Raw genomic sequence first — 20967 nt, forward strand, 5'->3', positions numbered from 1 at the left:
AAGCGCCCTCGGAGCCCAACTAACCCCCCTTCACCCTTCCCTCACTGGAAGCAGCGCCCGATCCCCCCCATCGGCGACTCCCAGCCGCGCCCCCCGTTTGATCGGCGCCAGAGATTCAACCCCGGCACTCCCGGCGAGGTAAAAATCGGGCGCGGGGCCCGACCGTCGAAGGACGCGATGCCGGGGGGGGGATCCAATTCCACTTGCCCAACCGCAGGCGCGCGTGCATCCGACTCCACCCCCGCCATCAGTTCCGACTCCGGCAAATACACCGTGAAGCAGCTGCCCTTGCCGATTTCAGTCGCCACTGCGATCGCCCCGCCGTGGCCGCGCACAATCCCCAGGACCGCCGCCAAACCCAGCCCGCGGCCCTTGAACCGGGTGCTGAAAAAGGGATCGAAGATCTTCTCCAAGTCCTCCGCCGTAATGCCCTCACCCTGGTCGCACACCCGCAATTCCGCGTAAACGCCCTCCGGCAATTCCGCCCCCAAATGGCACGCGTCTAATTCGACCCGTGACAGCCTCGTTCTCCGAGAGGAGAGCATGATGCTACCGGGTGATCGATGCATCGCTTCCGCCGCATTCAAAACCAGATTGACCACCAACATGCGAATTTGAGAGGCGTCGCCAAGGACCAACGGCGTAGCGGGGTCGAGCTCCAACTCAATGGCAAGCCGCTTGCCCACAGAAGCCTGCATGAGAAGCAGGCAGTCCCGAACCAGGGCCGGCAGCCGGAGCGGCTTATTCGCCAGCTTGCCCTGCCCCGCATAAGCCAGCATCTGCGCCGTCAGATCAGCCGCCCGCTGCGCCGAAGTCTCTACCCGCTCCAAATGCTCGTGCAGCCGACTGCCCCGAGGCAGCTCCGCCCGGACCAAATTGGCGCTGCCAAGAATTCCGGACAACAGATTGTTAAACTCGTGCGCGACGCCTCCCGCCATCAGGCCGAGACTCTCCAGCTTCTTCACCTCGAGGAGGCTCCGCTCGACCGCTTGGCGCCTGAACTCGGCTTGCTTGGCCTCCGTCACATCCTGGATCGTCCCCACCACGCGCAACGTTTTTCCTTGAACATCCCGCTGCACCTCCGATCGCCCCACCACCCACCGCACCTCGCCGTTCGGACGAACAATCCGGTGCTCGACCGAAGTGAAAGATCCCGCCTGCAAGGCCCTGGCCTCTGTCGTTTTCACCCGATCCCGATCTTCGGGGTGCAAAAGCGCGTAAAACACCTCGGGCGTGGGCGTCACCTGTCCCGGCTCATAGCCACAAATTCGGCACGTCTCGGCTGACCATTTCAACTCGGCCCGGCGGAAATCATAATCCCAACTGCCAATATGACCGAGCCTCTGCGCCGTCACCAGCTGAGATTGGGCTTCCAGCAACAAGAGCTCGTCCTGTTTGCGCGAGGTGATATCCTGAATGGCACCCTGGATTCGAGACATCCGACCGTGCTCTCCAGGCACCATTTCAGCATGCACCACCACATGCCGCACCTCGCCATCCGGCAGTAGGATCCGATACTCAATGCCAAAGGGCTTCCCGGCTTTGAGCGACGCTTCGGAAACCGATTGCAGCTTCCCGCGATCCTCCGGATGAACCGCCTCCATAAACCGTTCCATCGTGGGAACGAAGGACTCCCTCGATCGCCCAAAAATGCTGTAAACCTCGTCCGACCAAACGAGCTCGTTCGAGTCCAAATCGCGTTCCCAACTTCCGATCTGTCCCAGCCGCTGAGCCGCCAGAAGGACGTATTGCGTTCTCAACAATCCCAACTCCGCGCGCTCCCGTTCCCGCACCAACTCCTCCAAATGATGCTTCGCCCGGGTCAAATCCTGCGTCCTCGCCGCCACCTTTTCCTCAATCTCCATCCGCTCGTGCATCCCTTTGCGCAACGAAAGAAAAACCCACGAGGCCAGCGCCGCTGCCAAGGATGCCAAACTGATCGGCATCGACGACCGCCGCGTCTCGATCCATTCCGGAGAAGCTCGAAACTCCACCCGCCATTGACGCGAGCCGATCGGAAGATCGTGCCGGGCGGTCCAATCATCGAGCATCTCCCGACCCGCCCTCTCCTCCCAATGCTTTCCCCCCATCGGAGGCCTCGTAAACAAAACCCGATCAGGCAAGTCCGCATCCAAGTCCAGGACCCTGACCTCGACCCCTTCCAGCGCCGCACTCGACAACCCCTCGTCCATCAACTTCTCCAGGTCGAACACCCCCTGCAAAAAACCCAACAGCTTGGGATTCCCACTCGGGGGGGGTAGACGATTCGACTTCTTCAAATACCGGCACCGCCACCCCAATGCAGGGAACTGATTTGCCACCAACCCAAAACACCCCTTTCTGGCTCGCGAGAGTGTCCTTTTTTTCGACCGCCTCCCCCCTATTCTCAAAGCCCGGAGTCGAGGCCAAATCTCCTCCCACTCGTTCCCTGTTCAATCCGAACGGATGAGTCCAGCGAACGGGGAAATAAACCTCACGATCAGGACTTGGCACTCGCTCCCCGCCTGGACCCCACAGAAAAATAGGCCGGCTTGACATCCCTTCCGTCCCAAGTTGCCTCTCGAAATCACCCCGCGCCGCTCTGTCCACTCGCGGAGCCCATTCCAAGGCAAGAAGTTGGGGCTGACGGCTTTGAATTTCCGCCGCGGCGGCATAAAAACCCTTGGAATCCAAGCCCTCCGCGTATTGAAGCAAAGTGTGAAGCGCCAGGAGCATTGCATCGTGCTTGTCAACTCGTTCCCCGACCTCCCGCATATGAGCGTGAATCACGGATTGAAACGCCGCCTGCAGTCGGATGTCTTCTTGCGATCGCGCCACTCCAAAGACCAGCGCCACGACCGCCATCCCCACCATACCCGCCCACACGAGCCGCTGGGTGACCCGCCCTGAGGGCGACCAAAAGGCGAACGAGGAACGCGGTTCCATGGGACTCACGATCGCTTCAGCCTAAGGTCCGAACACCTGATCGGCGAGCTCAATTCCTCCTTCCTTCAGGAGGGGATCAACGCAGACCCCGGCGAGGCCCTCCCAGCCCTTTCGCCGGCTGAGACCGAAGTTTGACTTGCGCGACCTCCAACCCTAAGTTTTCCCCGTGTTGTCAGAAACGCTCAGGCCCGAATCGGAAACCACAGTGGAGACAAGCCTCCCGCAGGCTCCCGTTCCCACGGCATGGGATTCCGTTATCGAACCCGTCCAACCCTTTTTGCAGTTGGTCCAGGAGGGGCTGGCGGCCCAGGTCAACGGATTCGACAAGGAAATTGCGCCTTACGCCCGCTATGCCTTGGCCTCTCAAGGCAAGCACCTTCGCCCCACGCTGGTTTTTCTCTCCGGCCAATCCGTCGGTGAATGCTCCCAGGCCCTCGTCCGTGCCGCTATCATCATCGAAATGGTCCACCTGGCCACGTTGGTCCACGACGATATCATGGACGCCGCCTCGCTTCGCCGCATGCGACCCACCGCGTCCGCACACTGGGGCAATGAAGTCTCGGTGTTGCTCGGGGATTGCCTCTTTGCCCACGCGCTCAAGCTGGCTTCTGAGTTTCCAACCACCGAGGTATGCCGCGCGGTGGCTGCGGCCACACGCACCGTTTGTTCTGGTGAAATCCTCCAGACGTTGCGCTCCAAACAATCTCCCCCTGCCCTGGGTAATTACTTCAAGGTCATCGGCATGAAAACCGCCGAACTGTTCGCCCTTTCTTCCTCTCTTGGAGCCAGCTTGGCCGGGGGAACTCAGGCCCAAGTTCAAGCCCTGAGGAAATACGGCTACCAGTTGGGAATTGCATACCAGATTCACGACGATTGCCTCGACCTCTTCGGTTCCGAAACGCGAACCGGCAAGTCTCTCGGCACCGATTTGGCGAGTGGCAAAATCACGTTGCCCGTCCTGCTGGCGCTGGAACGGTCAACCGCGGAGGAACGCACCCGCATCGAAAGCTGGCTGGGACAGTGGTCCCCCCAACTCCATCTCAAACCGCTGCGTGAATGGCTTGAAAAAAACCAGGCCCTGAGGGAAACGCAGTCTTTCCTGCACCAGTCTCTCCACGAAGCCCGCACCGCCCTCGCCATCGTGCCGGATTCACCCAGCCGTGAGGCCCTCCTCACGCTCACCCAATTTCTCCTCCTCCAGAACAACGAACTCGAATCCGCCTAGCGCTCTCTCCTGTGGCAGAAACCCTCGCCCAATCCCGCGAACCTCAAGTCTCCCCCACCGAGACGATGGAGGACCGTGCGCTGGTGCGCCGCGCCCAGCAGGGAGACCTGGAAGCTTACGACACCCTGGTTCGCCGCTACCAGGAACGCATCTACGCCACGCTCTACCACATGACCTCCAGTCATGAAGACGCCAGCGACCTGGCCCAGGAGTCTTTCGTCAAGGCGTTTCGAGCCCTGCCATCCTTCAAGGGAGATTCGAGCTTTTTCACCTGGCTCTATCGGATCGCCGTCAACAAGGCCATCAACTTCCGCAAACTCAAGAAGAACAAGGCCCAAATGAGCCTGAACGATCTCGATTTTACCGCCGAACATGACCCGGCGATCGTCGAGCTCATTTCAGAAAAAACCCCGCGCCGCGATGCCAGCCTGGCGGAACTCCAGCAGCACTTGAACGAAGCCTTGCAAGAACTCTCAGAAGTCCACCGGCTCGTCGTCACCCTGCATGACATCCAAGGCCTCTCCCACGAGGAAATCAGCAAGATTCTGGACTGCAACGTCGGCACCGTCCGGTCGCGCCTCTTTTACGCCCGCCAACAGCTGCAAGCCCTGCTCGCGGGCTACCTCCAATGAATTGATCGAACGTATGGAAAAAGAGTCCCACCACGAAAGTCCACGACGCCTCGGATCCCTGCTCAAATGGAAGCGCCATGAACAGCCCCCGCCGGGTTACTTCTCCAGCTTCTCTCATGGCGTCCTCGCCGAAATCCAGTTTCCTTCCGAACCACCTTCCTCCCCCTGGGCTTCCTGGTGGAATCAAGTGGCCGGACCCGCCCTCGCCTGCTCTTACGGCCTGATGCTCGGTGGAATTCTGTTCATCGGATTGGCCGCCAGCCAATCAGCCCACGACGCCCATCCCAGCTCTTTCGTTCAACATTGGGCGATCCTCGGCAGCCAGAGCCCCCCTCGCATGCCAGCCCTGGAAACGAGAGATAATCCTGTCCTTCTGGGTTCGGCCAGCCTTTCCAGCCTAAGCCCGGTGATCGACTCGGGCCCAATCGGCTTCATGTTCGAGGACCGCCCCTCGCCCATCGCCCGCGTCTCCTTCAGCCCGCGATAATTCGAAGCCCTCCGGAATTTCCGACGACGATTAACGCACTTTCTCGAAGACCAGCGTAACCGGACCCGAGGACACCAGCAACCGCTCCTTGTCGAGCCGAGCCTTCAGTTTCACGCTCGCCCCGGCATCCGTCTGCAACGCCATTTCGTAAGTCCCACCCTCCGACTTCCAGGTGCCCGTGCCCGCGACCCGCACCTCTTCCGGCTTGATCGCCGGCACCGCAGGAGCAGCCGTCTGGCCCGGCCGCACGTAGGTGGGCTGATTCCCGCCTCCCCCCACAGGCCCGCGACCGCCCCCTTGAGCCGCCGCCCCGCCTCCGCCGCCAAATCGTTGACGAATGGCCGGAGCAAGCGCCGTCGGAGATACTCCGGTGGGTCTCGGAGGCTGCGGTGGTTGTCGCACCCCATAGCGAGGATCAAGCATCGCCGAGGAGGAAGCCCCTGAACCTTCCAGCGCATTGGCATCCTCCGGCGGTTTGGGCGGGGCCGGAAGCGGAGGAGCAGAAATGAAGATCTGATTTTCAGGAGTCGCTGTCAAAACCGTCCCCGCCAAGACCGTGTTCGCCAGCTTCTTGATCTGCGAAAGCTCCTGCGCCGTGATGTCGGACTTCACCTTTTTCGCCTGGCGCAACACCGCGTTGGCATCAACACGCCAGCGGCCAAGAATCGGTTCCTCGTCAAACTTGGGCGATTTCCCGGTTTCCAAAAAATGGCGAAGATCCTTGAGATCCACGCCCGTGATTTGAGTCACGATTTCAGAATTGTTGAGGATGGCCTGCGTCTTCGCGTGCTCATACACCGCGACGACATCCCCCTTGGTCTGCACCATCTGCAGAAATTCAGTGTCCCCCGCCAAATCCTTGAACTCCTGCTTCTCACTCAACGAAAGATACGCGGGATAAGAACCCAAACGTCCCGAAAGCACAGGATTGTTGTAGAGCAACCCCATCACATCGGCGATCTCGTAGTATCGATCCTTCATCGGATCCAGCTTCGCCGTAAACTTGTCGAGCCCGGTCTCCTTCAACGCGATCCGCGCCTCCGCCAACATCCCCACCGCTCCCTGCCCCTCCCCACCCTGCGCAAACTGAGCCGCAGGATACCCGCCAACATGGATCACCAATCCAATCACCAGAAGATGCGCCACCGCCGCCACCAACCCGAAACAAATCCCCGTCCGCTGATTGAGCCGGTCGAACTTCGCTTGACCCAGCTCATCCATCACCAAACTCAGTTTCTTCTTGATCAGAAAATGCGCCGTAAAGGCAACGATGGAGAAAATCAATTCCACCAAAACAAAGGCGATCAAAGGCGGCAACACCGCCGCCCAAGTCGGACTCTCAACCTTCATCAACGGCACCAAAGGTTTCAAGAGCGGCGCCAGCGGAAAGGCGCTCAGCGCGGCCACCCCAAATCCCACCAACGTGATCAATACCCTCACGGTCCCGAGAAAAAATCCCAAGACGCCAAACAAGACCAGAAGAGCACCGGCAAGCAACCAGATGGACATGCCTAAAGCCTAGGTCGCACCCCCTGAAAAGCACGCAGAAAATGCGATCCGATCAAGGACTCTCAAGGCACACCCTCGACCTGATTCCGACGAAGAATGCCCCAAGCCATCACCGCCGCCCAAGACACCAGCAACCCGCTGCAAAAGAAAGCGGCGCCCGGCAGACGCAAGGACGTTCCATCGGAAACAAAAACACCAAAAATCCAGGTCATCAAAGGCGGACCCGCCACTCCCGCCAGACTCGCCAGGCTCGTCAGAGATCCCTGCACTCCTCCCTGCTCATCCGCCCCCACACTTCTCGACACCCAAGACTGGACTGCCGGATTCGTGATCCCGCCCAAAGACCCAACGATCAAAATCGCGTAGATCATCCAACCTTCCGTGGCGAGACCATACCCCGCAAAACTTCCGGCCGAGACCACCAACCCCATCAACACCGCCCGTCCTTCCCCCAACCTTGGGATCAAGAATCGCGTCAAACCGCCCTGAACCACCGCCGCCATCAATCCCACGATCGCCAGCGATATCCCGGTTTGTCGCACCGACCAGCCATAACGATACCCCGTGTAAAGCACCCACGTGCTGGGCAGTGATTGATGAGCCAATTGAATCAAAAAATGCACGGCCGCCAGATTCAAAACGCGAGGATACCGGCCCAGTCGGAGTAGGGCTCCCACCGGGTTGGCCCGGTCCCAGCTCACGCGACGCCTCAACTCGGGTGGCAGCGATTCCGGTAAGACCCACCACCCGTAAAGCCAGTTCAACAGCGTGATCACCCCCGCCACCACAAAAGGCACTCGCAACCCGTAACCACCCAGGAATCCTCCCAGCGCCGGCCCCAAAATAAAGCCGAGGCCAAAGGCCGCCCCAATCAAACCGAAATGCGCCGCCCGCTTTTCCGGCGGACTGATATCCGCAATGTACGCCGCCGCCGCCGCGAAGTTGGCCCCGGTCACGCCGGAAATAATCCGAGCCACAAAGAACCATCCCAGGCTCGGCGCCCAAGCCATCAGGAAATAGTCAACCCCCGCGCCAAACAACGAGGCCAGAATCACCGGACGCCTCCCAAACCGGTCGGAAAGGCACCCCAAAAGCGGCGCAAATCCAAACTGCATCAACGAATACGAGGCCGACAATAATCCGTAGCTTCCCGAGGCCTCCGCCACACTCCCCCCCTCAAACTGTTCCACGAGTTTCGGCAGGATCGGAATGATCACCCCAATCCCCAAGACATCCAGGGCCAAAGTGACCAGAATGAAAGCCAGAGCTGGACGCCGCGAAGACATCGCAACAAGTAATTGATCAGCAGCGTTCCCTCAGCAGGACTCGCCGCCGACCGGCTCCGGCGGCAACGGATCTTCCCACACCGGCTGCTTCCAAATCGGAACCCAGCGCTTCATCTCATCAATCAACCAGCCGCAAGCAACCAGCGCTTCCGACCGATGCGGAGCCGCCACCAAGACCCACAGGGAAGTCTCGCCGGAGGGCACGAAGCCCAGCCGATGCACCACCACGACCGCCCCCAAAGCAGGCCATCGCTGTCCCGCCCCGTCAAAAAGCTTCTCGAATTGGTGGCGCGCCATCGCCTCGTAGGCGGTGTATTCCAAGCCGCGAATCCTCCTTCCGGCCTCGACCGCACGCACCACGCCCTCAAATCGAACCACCGCGCCGTAATCACCTCGGTCCTCGCCGGTCCAACGCCCCTGCTCTTCCCGCCACGGTTCCCTCGTCCAATGAAACTCCCTCCTCATCAATCCCCTCATCCGCCCTGAACAGGCGGAAACAACGACACTTCTTCACCACGTTCCAGCCGCCGACCAGGCTCGGCGTACTCCACCCCCACGGCCACCAGAAGCGATCTCCTGGCCTCCCCCAACTTCCCAAATCGCGCATAAACCTGCTCCAGCAGTTCCCCCACCGTGGCGCCGTCTCGCAGCTCAAACTCCTCCCGCTCGGTGCCCGTAAAATCCCGGCAATACGACCAAAAAACCACTGGCACCCGAAAAGTCACAACTCAAATATGCTTCGAATCTTGATGATCCTTGACCGCGTACCCGCTCTCTTGCCGCTGCAAATTCACCGCGTTCTTCTTGCAGTAGGCTTGAAAAACGTCGTCGGCGCTCATCCCCAGAACCTGAGCCAGACTGATCAAGAAATGAAACAAATCCACCACCTCCACCCTCGCGTTCTGCTCGTCCAGCTTCTGATACTTCGCCCACCATTTCCAAGGCACACTGTCCGTCAACTCGGCAATCTCCTGGTTCATCGCGCGGCAATAGTTCAAAACCCACCGCGTCTTGTCCTCGTCACTCAACCCCGAGGTGGTCACTCCAATGCGGTGGTTCAGCGCCGCCTGCATCCGGAATAGCTCGCGCAACTGGTCGGTCTCTTGCATGGCGGAAAGATAGCCGCCTCCCCGCCACGGCAAAGGAAAATCACCGCACCTGCCCGGCACGCCGGGGTGACCAGCGCAACAGCCGCAACGAATTCCCCATCACCATCAAATCCGACAATCCCATGGCCGCCGCGCAAACCACCGGACTGAGAAACCCCAACGCGGCCAGCGGGGCCGCCAATACGTTGTAAGCAAACGCCCAAACCAGATTCTGCCGGATCACCCGCAGGACATAACCCGAGAGTTCCAAAGCGTCCGGCGCCAACCCCGCATCCGCACCCAACAACACAATGTCCGCGGATTCTTTGGCTAAATCACTCGCCTGGCTCACCGCGATCCCCAAAGTCGCCTGCGCCAGGGCCGGACCATCGTTCAACCCGTCTCCCACGAACGCCACCGGATGTCCCCGTTCCTGCCAGTGCCGGATCCAATCAGACTTTTGCTCCGGCCGCGCTTCCGCCACCACCCAGGCTCGTTCGAATCCGGCCGATGCCGCCAATCGCTCCACCACTCCCCGCCGATCCCCGCTCACCAAGCCAACCTCATACCCCCGTCGTTTGAACTGTTCCACCATCTCGGGCACGCCCGGCTTCAGGCAATCCTGAAACTCCACCCACCCCTCCAGTCGAATGCCTCGCGCGAAAGCCGCCACCGCCCGATCGGTTCGATCCCCCGCCCCCTCCACTTGCTTCCATGCCGTGATGTCCACCCCCTCCTCCCCAAGCCACGCGGGCGATCCCCAGCGCCAAACCTCCTCAGGCCGTTCCGCCGAGATGCCCTCCACACCACGCCCTGCAAGTTCGCGAACATTCCAAAATTCCATCGGTTCCAGCCCGGATCCGCCCTTCCGCGCTCCTCCACCCGCCGCCCCATCTCCTCCCGAACCGTCCGTCAGCGCTCGGCTCAGCGGATGCTTGGAATGGGCCGCCAGCGCCTTGGCCCGGTTCAACCAGTCCGGCGACTCGCCATCCGCTTCAACCATCTCTCCCGTCAACCCCACGCTCGCGTCATGCCACGAAACCGGAGCCGGTTTTCCCACCGTCAAAGTTCCCGTCTTGTCGAACAAAACCACCCTGATCCGCCCCGCGTTTTCAATCGCTCTCGCGTCTCTCAAAAGAATGCCATGCCTCACCCCCACATTCGTTCCGGCCATGATCGCCGCCGGAGTCGCCAATCCCATCGCGCAAGGACAAGCCACAATCAAAACCGCGCAAGCATAGACCCACCCGGTCATCCAACCACCCCCCGCCTCGGTCCTCGGCCAAAACATCGGTTCGAGCCGGGAAGCCGCGCCCGCCATGGCCTCCGGCCACCATCCCCACGCCAGCATGACTCCCACCGCCAGAACGACCACAGAGGGCACAAAAATCTGGCTGATGCGATCCACCAATCGCTGCACGGAAGCCCGGCTCGCTTGAGATCGCTCCACCGCGGCAATAATTCGCGCCAGCACCGTGTCCGCCCCCGTCGAGGTCACGCGACACACCACCACACCCGGTCCGTTGACCGTGCCCCCCGTGACCCGCCCGCCCTCCTTTCGCGCGCGAGGCAACGATTCACCGGTCAACATCGACTCGTCCACCTCCGTCCAACCCTCCACGATTTCGGCATCCGACGGAAACCGCTCTCCTGCGCGAACGCGAATCCGCATCCCGGGTGACAACTCCGCCACCGGCAAATCCCTCTCGCTCCCGTCCTCGTCCAGAACCCTCGCCTTGTCCGGTGCGAGCTCCATCAGCGAACGCAACGCACTTTTCGCCTTCTCCGCCGCGCGGGATTCAAGCCAATGCCCCAAACTGATGAACGCCAAAATCCCGGCTGCTTCCGAAAAAAATAAATGAACGTGCGGCTTCGCCCCCCATCCCGCCACCATGACCGCGCTGTACCCAAACGCGGCGCTCGATCCCAGCGCCACGAGTGTGTCCATGCTCGCCATCCCTCGCCGAGCTTGCAGCCAAGCACCCTGATAAAACCGGGCCCCGCAAACCACCTGAACCAGCAAACCCACGGCGAGCGATAACCAGACCGATTCCAGGGTGGTCGAATGGGAAAGCCCCCACAAGACAACACCCCCAACTCCGGCTCCCAGGGCGTTGTCTCGCCATCCCAGTGGAAACCTCCTTCCACCTTTCTCATTGGCTCCCACGAGTTCCACCGAAGCATCAAAGCCCGCGCCTTCGACCGCCTGTCTGGCCAACTCGCCCCCTCGCGGGCCGCTTCCCAGCCCATGGACCCACACCACCCCGGTTTCCAAATTCACCTCCACACGCCCCACCCCCTCCACACCACGAAGCGCGTCGCCAACCTTCCTGGCGCAATTCGCGCACGTCATGCCTCGCACGCGAAGCTGCACTCCCGCCTCGCCCTTAGCTTTTCCGGGAGTTGACATCGGAAGGCCGTTCACGTCTCCCGCACGGTTCTCATTCCATGAGCATCACGCCAGAAGGGGGCGCTTTCAAGGCTTCTCCCTTCCCAAAACCCGAACCATCCGCGATCCCTCAACGAGGGCCAGCCAATGGCGATCCGAGTCATGGTCCCCTGGGGTTGCGGAACGCGGCGGTTTCGATTTCAACCCAGAGCAGCTACCCCAGGTCATCCATCCGCTTGCGCAACTCACGCGGATCGGCTCGGGGAGCCACCAGCGCCAGATTCGCGCCGCAGGGGCTCAACACCTCGCGCGCCACCCTCCATACTTCCTCCGAACGCACCGCAGAATAATGCCTCTCATACGCCATCTCCGTGGGCACGCTGCCGAACCCCAGCATGTGCTCTCCGAGCCAGTTCATTTGATTCTCCACCGACTCCTGGCTCAATTGAAATTGCCCCAGCACGTAATCCTTCGCCCGTTTCAAGGCCGCCTCTGCCGGTGGACGCTCCCGAAACTCCTGCAACACCCTCAAGACCAGTTTCAATGCCCGAGCCACATGACGGTCATCCAACCCGGCCGTGATCAGGAAGGCGCCGCCATCCTGAAACGACGCCACGGACGTTCCAATCGAGTAGGCCAGGCCACACTCCTCCCGGATCACCTGGAACAACCGCGAACTCATGTTCTCCCCCAGGAGCACGCTGAGCAACCTGAGGGCGAACCGACGGCGATCGCCCCGCTCGTAGGCCCGAAACCCCAGCGCCAACTGCGTCTGCTCCGTGTCCTTCCTCACCCAGCGCACCCGGGGCCCGCGTTGAGCCTTTCCCGCGGGCAACCCCCGACTCGCGGGTCGCTGCGGCAGGCGGTCCCGCAATCCGCGCGTCCACGCAGCCACCGTTTCATGCCGGACCCGCCCCGCCGCCGTCACCACCAGCGCGCCCGCCGTGTAATAACGCCGCATGAAACGCCTCAGTTCGGGACGGCCCAACCGCGACACGGAGCGTCGCGTTCCCGCCAACGGCCGTCCCAGTGGATGATCTGGCCACATCAGTTCGTTCAAGGCATCCAGGACAAGCTGATGCGGCTGATCGTCATACATGGAAATCTCCTCCTTAATGACCTCGCGCTCCTTGGCTACGTCCTCCAGATCAAATCGCGAGTTCACCACCATGTCCGCCAGCACATCGAACAAGGTGTCCAAATGCTCCGCCTTCGCGCGCGCGTGAAAGCACGTGGCTTCCTCGGTGGTAAAAGCGTTCAGGTACCCTCCCAGGCCTTCGACCGCCTCGGAAATCTCCCGGGCTGATCGCCGGCGAGTTCCCTTAAATAACATATGCTCGATGAAGTGCGCAGCGCCATTCTCCTCCAACCGCTCCAATCGCCCCCCCACCGCAAACCAAAGGCCCAAAGCCACACTCGACCGCCCCGGCAAATCGCGCGTCAACACCGCCCCTCCATCGGGAAAGCGCGTGACCCGCGTCCGAAGCCCCCCGCCACTCATCGAACCCCGCCGGTCCAGCGCCGCCTGTTGAAGTCTGCCTGCCGTCACGAAAAGGCCATGGGCACAGATTCGGGCGGCCCCACCCGCTTCACATACTCCAGAATGTAATCCACCGCCTCGCCCACGTCGTCCGTCACTCGGTAGAGATCATTGTCGCCGGGGCTGATGAAACGCCCCCCCTCCAAAGTGGACTCCATCCAGCGGATCAAGCCGCTCCAGTATTTCTTTCCGAACAGGACCAGTGGAAAATGAGAAATACGGTGTGTCTGCACCAGCGTAATGACTTCGAAAAACTCGTCCAAGGTCCCAAACCCGCCCGGCATGAACACGAAGCCCATGCTGTACTTCACAAAGCAAACTTTGCGGATGAAAAAATAGTGAAATTGGATGGGCATGTTGGCGTAGGAATTCCCTTTCTGCTCGTGAGGGAGTTCGATATTGAGTCCCACCGACTTGCCTCGAGCCTTCGACGCCCCGCGGTTCGCCGCCTCCATGATGCCGGGCCCGCCGCCCGTAATCACCGCCAAGTTGTGATGCGCCAGGGCCTCCGCCAGTTCTACCGATCGTTTGTAATAAGGATCCGAAGGCTTGGTTCGCGCGGAGCCGAACACCGTCACCGCCGGGCCGACCTGTGACATGGATTCAAACGAATCCACGAATTCCGCCATGATCCTGAAAATGCGCCAGGGATCTTCGCGCATGAAGACGTGATTGGGAGTGTGCACGCCGGAAGGATACTGGTGGGATCCCCCGAAACAAGTGGAACCGCTCTCAAAGCTTCACCCAACCCCGTGTCCGACTGCTCTTCAGCACCGCCTCGCACAACCGCATTTCATGATGCCCGTCCGCCGCCGTCGCAAACAGCACCGGCGTCTTGCGACCGCTCGCAATGTGCTCGTAAACCGCGCGATAGTGCATCTTGTGGCTGTCCGGAAACCCCTCCGGATGCCCTCCCGGATAATCAGTGAACCCCGCGACATCCTCGCTGAACCCTGCTGTGGCCCGTTGCAGAATCTGATTGGGCTCGTCGCGCCGCCCCACCGTAATTTCGTTGGGCTGCTGCAAATCCCAGCGCACACTGCCGCGGGTCCCGTAAATGCCCAGATACAAACTGCATTTCCATCCCGCGGCCACCTGCGAAATCGAAGCGCTCGCGTGGACCCCCTGCGCATGACCATGGCTGGCTCGTCCGAATTTCAGCAGCACACTGCCAAAGTCCTCCGTGTCGCAGCGATACGGAACCATCGTCTTCGGATCAACCTGGGCAAACGTCTGCACTTCGCCCTTCGGACGGTAGCGGGTCTTGTGAAAGGTCTCGATGTGGGCAAAAACGCGCTCGACCTTGGCGCCCAGGATGAACGAGACCGCGTCAATCCAATGCGTGCCGATATCCCCCACTGCCCTCAACTTGCCCCCTTCCCCCGCCAGCACCCTCCAGTTGTAGTCCGTCTCCTTGAGCAGCCAGTCTTGGAAAAAGTGGCCTTGCACATGGATGATACGCCCCAGGTCGCCACGCTCGACCATGGCTCGCATTTGCAACACCGCCGGAAAAAACCGGCACATGTAATTCACCGCAAAAACCGGCGCCGACTTCTTCTTCGCCGCCACCACCACCCGCTCGGTCTCCCGCGCGGTCATGCCGAGGGGCTTCTCGCAAATCACATGCTTGCCCGCCGCGAGCGCCGCTAAAGACTGCTCGACATGAACCTTGTTGGGCGACGTGATATGCACCACGTCCACGTTGGGAGACCGGTACATGGCCCGGAAATCGTAATCGCCGTAAACTTCGGGTATCCCCCAACGCTCCGCCGCCAACCGTGCGTTCTTGGTCGAGCCGCAAATGGCTGTGACTTGCACCCCCAACCGCTTCAGCGCCTCCAGATGAACCGGACCGATAAACCCCGTTCCGATGATTCCGGCGCGCAAGGTATGCAAGGGCATTGCCATAAGACCCACAGGATGGAAGGCCCGCCGTAAATGTCCAGTTTTAGCTTGATTCAAAAGGCCCTTTCAGACAGAATCCTTTTGATTAATGCCGATTGGGCCAGCGTTAGCAAATGCTTCATGATTAAGTTTCAACCGAAGAGGGTGTCTTGAGCCGCCCTTTCTCCCCCCGCTCATCGTCCCCCGGAAATTCCTTCGTTCGGATCAATGGTAAAATCCGCGCCCGCGAAGTGCGCGTCATTGGAACGGACGGAAGCCAGGTGGGAATTCTCACCCTCGGCGACGCGATCAACATGGCCCGACAGCAGGCCGTGGATCTCGTCGAAATCGCCCCCAACGCGACCCCCCCGGTCTGCCGGTTGGTCGATTACGGCAAATACCGCTACGAACAGTCAAAGAAGGACAAGGAATCCAAGAAACATCAGCACGCCAACCGCGTGAAGGAAATTCAGTTGAGCGCCAATATCGACCCACATGACTTCGGCGTCAAACTGTCCCACGGCATCGAATTCCTCTGCGAAGACATGAAGGTGAAGGTCTCGCTCCGGTTCCGCGGACGCGAAATGGCGCACACCGAATTTGGCTTCCAAGTCGTCGAGAAATTCACCAAAGAAGTCGCCCCCTGGGGACATCCCGACGCTCCCGCCAAACTGGTCGGCCGCAGCATCAACATGATGTACAGCCCCCATCCGCGGAACAAGCGGGCCAAACCCCCGGGAGAATTGAGCGCATCAGGCGGGTCCTCCGTCGAAAGCAAACACGCCAAACTCGCCCCGCTCGTCTCGGTGGAACCCCCGCCCATGCCGGGATCCGCCGCTCCCACCGCCCCCGCCCCAACCCATTTCAGCAATAATCCCTTCGGCCAAATCAGCCTGAAAGACGCGCCCGCCTCTCCCCAGTAAACTCAGAACTCCTGACTTGGCGTGGAATCAGGTTGAGCCCACTTGGCGGTCGCTGAGGCGGAGTTCGGAAGCATCGTTTCTGCAGAGGTAGACATTCCCGCCCTTCCCTCCCAAAGGGATCGTATCCTCCAGCCCAGGGTTGCGAGGCACGAGCTACCTTGGGCCGCCGTTTGAAGTGAATTCAACCGCAATGCAGACGGGCCGTCGGCGAAACGGCTCAACCGCCTGCGCTAGCCCGCATGTTTCATGCACGGGACGCCCGGTGAGGACACCGCACGTACGAGCACAGAGGCAGGCGCGATTGTAGGCCGCGTGCCCTCACGTGGCACACTGTCGCGGATTCAAGCTCAGTATGAAATTTCCGTGCTAGGCGATGATTTCGCGCACCACGCGCCCGTGAATGTCCGTCAACCGGAAATCTCGCCCGGCATACCGATAGGTCAGCTTCTCGTGATCCAGACCAAACAGGTGGAGGAGGGTCGCATGCAAGTCATGGACATGCACCGGATTCTCGGTGGCGTTCATGCCCAACTCATCGCTCGCCCCATAGACCGTCCCACCGCGAATCCCCCCTCCCGCCAAAAGCATCGAGAAGGCCGTGTGATGATGGTCGCGTCCGGATTTCGTATCCTTCCTGTCTTCCGCGTAAGGAGTCCTTCCAAATTCCCCGCCCCATAGGACCAGCGTGTCTTCCAGCAACCCGCGTTGCTTCAGATCCTCGATCAACGCCGCGCTGGGTTGGTCCGCATCCGCGCACAGTTTCTTGTGCCCCTCATGGTGGTTGGAGTGCGTGTCCCAAGGCTGATTGTTTTCCCCCACATAATAGACCGTGACAAATCGAACCCCGGCCTCAACCAACCGGCGCGCCAGAAGGCACGACCGGGCAAAGGGAGAGGAACCATAAGCCGCGCGAGTCGCCTCCGATTCCCTGCCGATATCAAAAACGTCCATCGCTTCGCGTTGCATGCGAAACGCCGTCTCCATCGCCTGAATCTGCGCCTCCAGTTCCGGGTCTCCCCCCCGCGCATCCTGGTGGCGGCGATTCAACGCCAGGAGGAGATCCATCTGCTCTCGTTGCTCGGCCTCTCCCATCCTGGGATTCCGCACATGGGCCACCAACTTCTCCACCCGCATATCGGAAGTGAGCACGCTCGAGGCCTGGAACTGCGCCGGCAGAAAACTGTTCGACCAAAGCGCCGGCCCGACCACGATTTTGGGCGTCGGACGCAATACCACATAGCCAGGCAGATTCTGATTCTCGCTGCCCAACCCGTACAACAGCCACGAACCCAGGGAAGGGCGGATGGGTTGCTGGTTCCCGGTGTGCATCTGCAACAACGCGGGCTCATGATTCGGCACGTCCGTGTGCATGGAACGGATGATGCAGCACTCATCGATCTGGCTCGCCAGCCTCGGCAGCGTCTCCGACACCTCGATCCCGCTCACCCCATGCCGCGCAAACGAGAACTGCGAAGGCATGAATCCGCTGCCTTTGCTTTTCTTGAAAAGCTCGCCCGACGGCTGTTGACCCTCCATGCGCTTCAACACGGGCTTGGGATCGAACGTGTCCAGATGAGAGGGACCGCCGTTCATGAACAAGAAAATCGCCCGCTTGGCCCGTGCCGGAATGAGCGCTCCACGGGCTGCGGACGGCAAGACGGATCCAAGCAGGGCCGACAAGCTCACCCCCCCAAACCCGGCGCACAGGGTTTGCAGCAGGCAACGGCGCGAGATCGCGCCCGAAGCTTCTGGCCCGAAATTCTCAGTCCACATACATCATCTCGTTGGATACCAACAACGCCTGAACATAGTGATCCCACCTCGCCTCCCCGTTCGAGCCGCCCGCCCGCAGGAAGTCCGCCGCCAGAGTTTGCTCTTCAAGGGAGGGCGCGCGCGCGAACAATCGCCGGTAGAGCTCGCCCACACGCTCGCCATCCTCACCGCATTCGCAACCGTGGCGCCGCGCGCAGGCCGAGGCCAGGTCCATGACCCAGGGGCTGTTCAATTGAAACAGCTTCTGTGAAGCCGTCGTCGTCGCTCCCCGCTTTTCGGCATGCACATTGGCGTCCGGATAATCGAATCGCATCAGCAATCCATTGAGCTCGAGCCGGCTCACGCGCGAAAACACGGTGCGCCTGCGATTCGAGACCTCGTCAATCTCCTGCGAAGGCCCGTCCGAAAAGTCCAACTGCCCCGCGTGATGCAACATCGCGTCACGCCATTGCTCAATCGTCAGGCGGCGCCGGTTCATGCGCCCCAGCCAGGTGTTCTCCGGGTCCTTCGTCGCGCCCAAGCCCAACCCGCTCTCCACCACCGAGGTTTGCGCATACGTGGACGACAAAACGAGCTCGCGGACCAGTGCCTTCACCGACCAGCCGCCCGCCATAAAACGCGCCGCCAAATCATCCAACAATTCAGGATGACTGGGTAAGGCGCCCGAATGTCCGAAGTTGCTGGGTGTCGAAACGAGCGGACGCCCGAAAATCTCCCCCCAAACCCGGTTCACCCACACCCGGGCCGTCAACGGGTTCTCCGCGCTCGCCACGCACGCAGCCAACTCCTTCCTCCCGCTGCCGTCTCGAAAGAGGCGGACTTCTCCACGGGAAAGCACCTCCAGGAAACGGCGCGGCTCAATTTCCCCTTTCCGCTCCGGATTTCCACGCAGGAAAACCTCCATATCGCGAACGTTCTCGCTGTCCTGAACGATGTGCAGCGTTTCCGGCGGCAAGTTCGTGGATTGAAGATCATCCTTCAGGGGGGATCCGTCCCTCGTTCGATTCACCATGCGGGTGCTGGCGAAGACTCCTGCCAGAGCATAGTAATCACGCGTGGAAATGGGATCGGACTTGTGGTCGTGACAGCGCGCGCAGGCCACGGTCAACCCGAGCATCGCCCGCGAAACCGTGTCAATTCGATCTTCCCATTCGTCGGCCTGCACTGCCAATCTCCCGCGATCGTAGTACTTGGGACCCAACCCAAGGAATCCCAATGCGGCCAGATCCATCGAATTCGTCCCGTCAATTCGATCCGCAGCCAGCTGCAAGCTCAGAAACCGATCGTAAGGCAGGTCACGATTGAAGGCGTCGATAACCCATCGCCGATACTTCCAGGCATTGGGATAAAAGTATTTCGTATCCGCCCCCACTTGATGGGCCTGATCCTCAGCGTATCGAGCCAAAGGAAGCCAAACACTGGCCCACCGCTCCCCGAATCGGGGGGAACTCAGCAGGGGATCGACGAAACGCTCCACCGCCCCAGGAGACCGATCCTTCAGGAAACGATTCAGATCCTCCGGATCGACCGGCAATCCCGTCAGGTCAAGCGCCAGCCTGCGCGCCAGCACGGCCCTCGGAGCCTGAGGCGAGGGTGACAATCCCTCTTGCTCCATCCGGGCCAGAACAAAGTAGTCCACAGGCTGTCGCGGCCAACGAATATTCTGAACCGCAGGACGCGGATGAAGAACAGGCCTTTGAAAGGCCCAAAAATTCCGCTCTAAATTCCAACCACGATCGGACCTCGCCTGAGCCGTTTCGGCCCTCAGCGATGAGCCAAACCAGCCCGAAGTGATGAATCCGGCCAGGAGCCAAACAGGCCAGAAATCCCTGATCACCACTTTGAACGCCCTTGGAGTTGGGAGGCTCGGCTTTGACCCGAGCGCGAGGGTCCCCGGCCTGTCCTTGACCAGAACACGATCAGGGGTCGCGGGGTTCATCCTCGAACACTACCCGGCACGACCGCGCCAGGCAATCAGAACATCCCTATTCCCGAAAGAGTTTCACCGTGATCGATCCGTCCCTTTTCACGTAGGCTCGAAAGAGCCCGTCCGTGTTGAACGAACTTGCGACTCGCCCGTTCTTGTCCAGACAAATGACTCCGCCCATGCCTCCGGCCGGCTTGAGCTTGCCTTGAATCACCTCGTCCGCCGCTGCCTGGACAGAGAGATTCCGATACTTCATGAGGGCCACGATGTCGTGGGTCACCGCGTAACGGATGAAAAACTCCCCGTGTCCCGTCGCGGAGATCCCGGCCGCCGCATTGTCCGCGTAGGTCCCGGCACCGATCATCGGCGAATCACCCACGCGACCGTATCGTTTGTAAGCCATGCCCCCGGTCGAGGTCCCGGCCGCCAGATCCCCCTTCGCGTCGCGAGCCACGGCGCCTACCGTGGACCAATGCGTGGACCGTGGTGGATCCACATTTCCCCGCGGCTTCTGTTTCGCCAAATGCTCCTGCAACTCCCGCCAGCGCTCCTCGGTCCTAAAATAGGAAGGGTCCACCATCTCCAAACCGTTTTCGCGCGCAAAAGTGTTGGCGCCTTCGCTCACCAAAAGAACGTGCTTGGTCTTGTCCATCACCGCGCGCGCGGCCGAAATCGGATTCTTCACGTGGGTCACGCCCGCCACGGCCCCAGCCTTCAGTCCGCGTCCTTCCATGATCGAGGCGTCGAGCTCGTTCTTTCCCTGCAAGGTGTAAACCGCACCCTTGCCGGCATTGAACACGGGATCATCTTCCATGCTGCGGATGCTGGCCTCGATGATATCCAAACTTGATCCGCCCCGGCGGTAGACCGCGAATCCCTCCTCAGCGGCGCGCTTCAATCCCGCCCTGGCCCGCTGTTCCCACTCGGGAGTGATGAGGGCGTCCTCGCGCGAGGCAGCACCGCCATGGATCACCAACACCACATCCTGCTCTTGCGCGAGTGCCACGACCGAAGCCGCGGCGGCCGCCACGAAGATGAAAAAGGAAAGCATCTTGTTCATATTTGGAAAAATCACACCGGACGTTTGACTGGGAACCGCCTGAGCCGCATATTTCATACTTAACTTGAATCCGCGACAGTACGCCGCGTGAGGGCACGCGGCGTACTACAATCGCGACTGCCTCCGTGTTTGTAGGCCCGGTGTCCTCACCGGGCGTCCCGTGCATGAAATATCCGGGCTAAGCCCTCGAAACGGTTTCGATTGCATGGGTCTCGGTTCAGGGACTGGATTTCCCCCGACTCTTCTCAACCCGACCCATGAGGTCAAGCATGCCTGCGCACGCGCCGAGGATCTCTTAAACTCTGGTTCAGGCGTTCCG

At 60.7% G+C, this 20967-nt stretch carries 18 protein-coding genes; 4 read left to right on the forward strand and 14 right to left on the reverse strand.

Translation table 11 applies throughout. The annotated features are described in order from the left end of the window. Positions 1-41 precede the first annotated feature (41 nt). Positions 42-2192, reverse strand: a complete 2151-nt coding sequence (locus FJ404_13955; protein MBM3823964.1) for a PAS domain S-box protein — start codon at positions 2190-2192, stop codon at positions 42-44. Next, on the reverse strand, positions 2116-2925 hold the full coding sequence (locus FJ404_13960; GenBank protein MBM3823965.1) for a hypothetical protein: 810 nt from the start codon (positions 2923-2925) through the stop codon (positions 2116-2118). The genes FJ404_13955 and FJ404_13960 overlap by 77 nt, the downstream gene beginning before the upstream one ends. Before the next feature lie 166 nt (positions 2926-3091). Between FJ404_13960 and FJ404_13965 the strand changes: the two genes are divergently transcribed. The 3 genes from FJ404_13965 to FJ404_13975 all read left to right on the forward strand — a co-directional run bounded on the left by FJ404_13965 (position 3092) and on the right by FJ404_13975 (position 5269). Continuing rightward, positions 3092-4150 carry a polyprenyl synthetase family protein gene (locus FJ404_13965; protein MBM3823966.1) on the forward strand — a complete coding sequence of 353 codons (1059 nt, stop codon included), beginning with the start codon at positions 3092-3094 and terminating at the stop codon, positions 4148-4150. Positions 4151-4215: 65 nt separating this feature from the next. Next, on the forward strand, positions 4216-4782 hold the full coding sequence (locus tag FJ404_13970) for a sigma-70 family RNA polymerase sigma factor (protein MBM3823967.1): 567 nt from the start codon (positions 4216-4218) through the stop codon (positions 4780-4782). 13 nt (positions 4783-4795) lie between these two features. Then, entirely contained in the window at positions 4796-5269 is a 474-nt protein-coding gene (locus FJ404_13975) for a hypothetical protein (protein MBM3823968.1), read from the forward strand. Between the two features lie 30 nt (positions 5270-5299). Here the strand turns inward: FJ404_13975 and FJ404_13980 are convergent, their stop codons facing one another. The 9 genes from FJ404_13980 to FJ404_14020 all read right to left on the reverse strand — a co-directional run bounded on the left by FJ404_13980 (position 5300) and on the right by FJ404_14020 (position 14983). Further along, positions 5300-6778 (reverse strand): CvpA family protein, encoded by a 1479-nt coding sequence (locus tag FJ404_13980; GenBank protein MBM3823969.1) that lies wholly within the window; start codon positions 6776-6778, stop codon positions 5300-5302. A gap of 62 nt (positions 6779-6840) precedes the next feature. Beyond that, entirely contained in the window at positions 6841-8064 is a 1224-nt protein-coding gene (locus tag FJ404_13985) for a TCR/Tet family MFS transporter (protein MBM3823970.1), read from the reverse strand. Positions 8065-8094: 30 nt separating this feature from the next. Then, the gene (locus FJ404_13990) at positions 8095-8541 is read right to left on the reverse strand and encodes a molybdenum cofactor biosynthesis protein MoaE (protein ID MBM3823971.1); all 447 of its coding nucleotides are present in this window, start codon (positions 8539-8541) and stop codon (positions 8095-8097) included. Beyond that, complete coding sequence (locus FJ404_13995) at positions 8538-8789, reverse strand: MoaD/ThiS family protein (protein ID MBM3823972.1); 252 nt, start codon at positions 8787-8789, stop codon at positions 8538-8540. The genes FJ404_13990 and FJ404_13995 overlap by 4 nt, the downstream gene beginning before the upstream one ends. Positions 8790-8792: 3 nt before the next feature. Then, positions 8793-9173 (reverse strand): dUTPase, encoded by a 381-nt coding sequence (locus FJ404_14000; GenBank protein MBM3823973.1) that lies wholly within the window; start codon positions 9171-9173, stop codon positions 8793-8795. A 40-nt stretch (positions 9174-9213) separates the two neighbouring features. Beyond that, the gene (locus tag FJ404_14005) at positions 9214-11562 is read right to left on the reverse strand and encodes a cation-translocating P-type ATPase (protein ID MBM3823974.1); all 2349 of its coding nucleotides are present in this window, start codon (positions 11560-11562) and stop codon (positions 9214-9216) included. A 193-nt stretch (positions 11563-11755) separates the two neighbouring features. Continuing rightward, positions 11756-13042, reverse strand: a complete 1287-nt coding sequence (locus tag FJ404_14010; protein ID MBM3823975.1) for an insulinase family protein — start codon at positions 13040-13042, stop codon at positions 11756-11758. 44 nt (positions 13043-13086) lie between these two features. Continuing rightward, entirely contained in the window at positions 13087-13743 is a 657-nt protein-coding gene (locus tag FJ404_14015; GenBank protein MBM3823976.1) for a TIGR00730 family Rossman fold protein, read from the reverse strand. Between the two features lie 70 nt (positions 13744-13813). Next, a complete protein-coding gene (locus FJ404_14020; GenBank protein MBM3823977.1) occupies positions 13814-14983 on the reverse strand; it encodes a Gfo/Idh/MocA family oxidoreductase in 1170 nt (389 codons plus the stop codon). A 152-nt stretch (positions 14984-15135) separates the two neighbouring features. On the opposite strand from FJ404_14020, the gene FJ404_14025 reads away from it, so the two are divergent. Further along, on the forward strand, positions 15136-15888 hold the full coding sequence (locus FJ404_14025; protein MBM3823978.1) for a translation initiation factor IF-3: 753 nt from the start codon (positions 15136-15138) through the stop codon (positions 15886-15888). A gap of 366 nt (positions 15889-16254) precedes the next feature. Here FJ404_14025 and FJ404_14030 read toward each other — a convergent pair whose 3' ends face one another. From FJ404_14030 to FJ404_14040, 3 genes are read right to left on the reverse strand one after another with little or no spacing between them, the layout of a single operon-like run. Continuing rightward, positions 16255-17661, reverse strand: a complete 1407-nt coding sequence (locus FJ404_14030) for a DUF1501 domain-containing protein (GenBank protein MBM3823979.1) — start codon at positions 17659-17661, stop codon at positions 16255-16257. Beyond that, positions 17651-19600: a DUF1549 domain-containing protein gene (locus tag FJ404_14035; GenBank protein MBM3823980.1), complete on the reverse strand. Its 1950-nt coding sequence runs from the start codon at positions 19598-19600 to the stop codon at positions 17651-17653. Before FJ404_14035 ends, FJ404_14030 begins: the two co-directional genes overlap by 11 nt. 46 nt (positions 19601-19646) lie before the next feature. After that, complete coding sequence (locus FJ404_14040; protein MBM3823981.1) at positions 19647-20639, reverse strand: isoaspartyl peptidase/L-asparaginase; 993 nt, start codon at positions 20637-20639, stop codon at positions 19647-19649. Between the last annotated feature and the right edge of the window lie 328 nt (positions 20640-20967).

Source organism: Verrucomicrobiota bacterium, assembly GCA_016871495.1.
Classification (GTDB): Bacteria; Verrucomicrobiota; Verrucomicrobiia; order Limisphaerales; family VHDF01; genus VHDF01.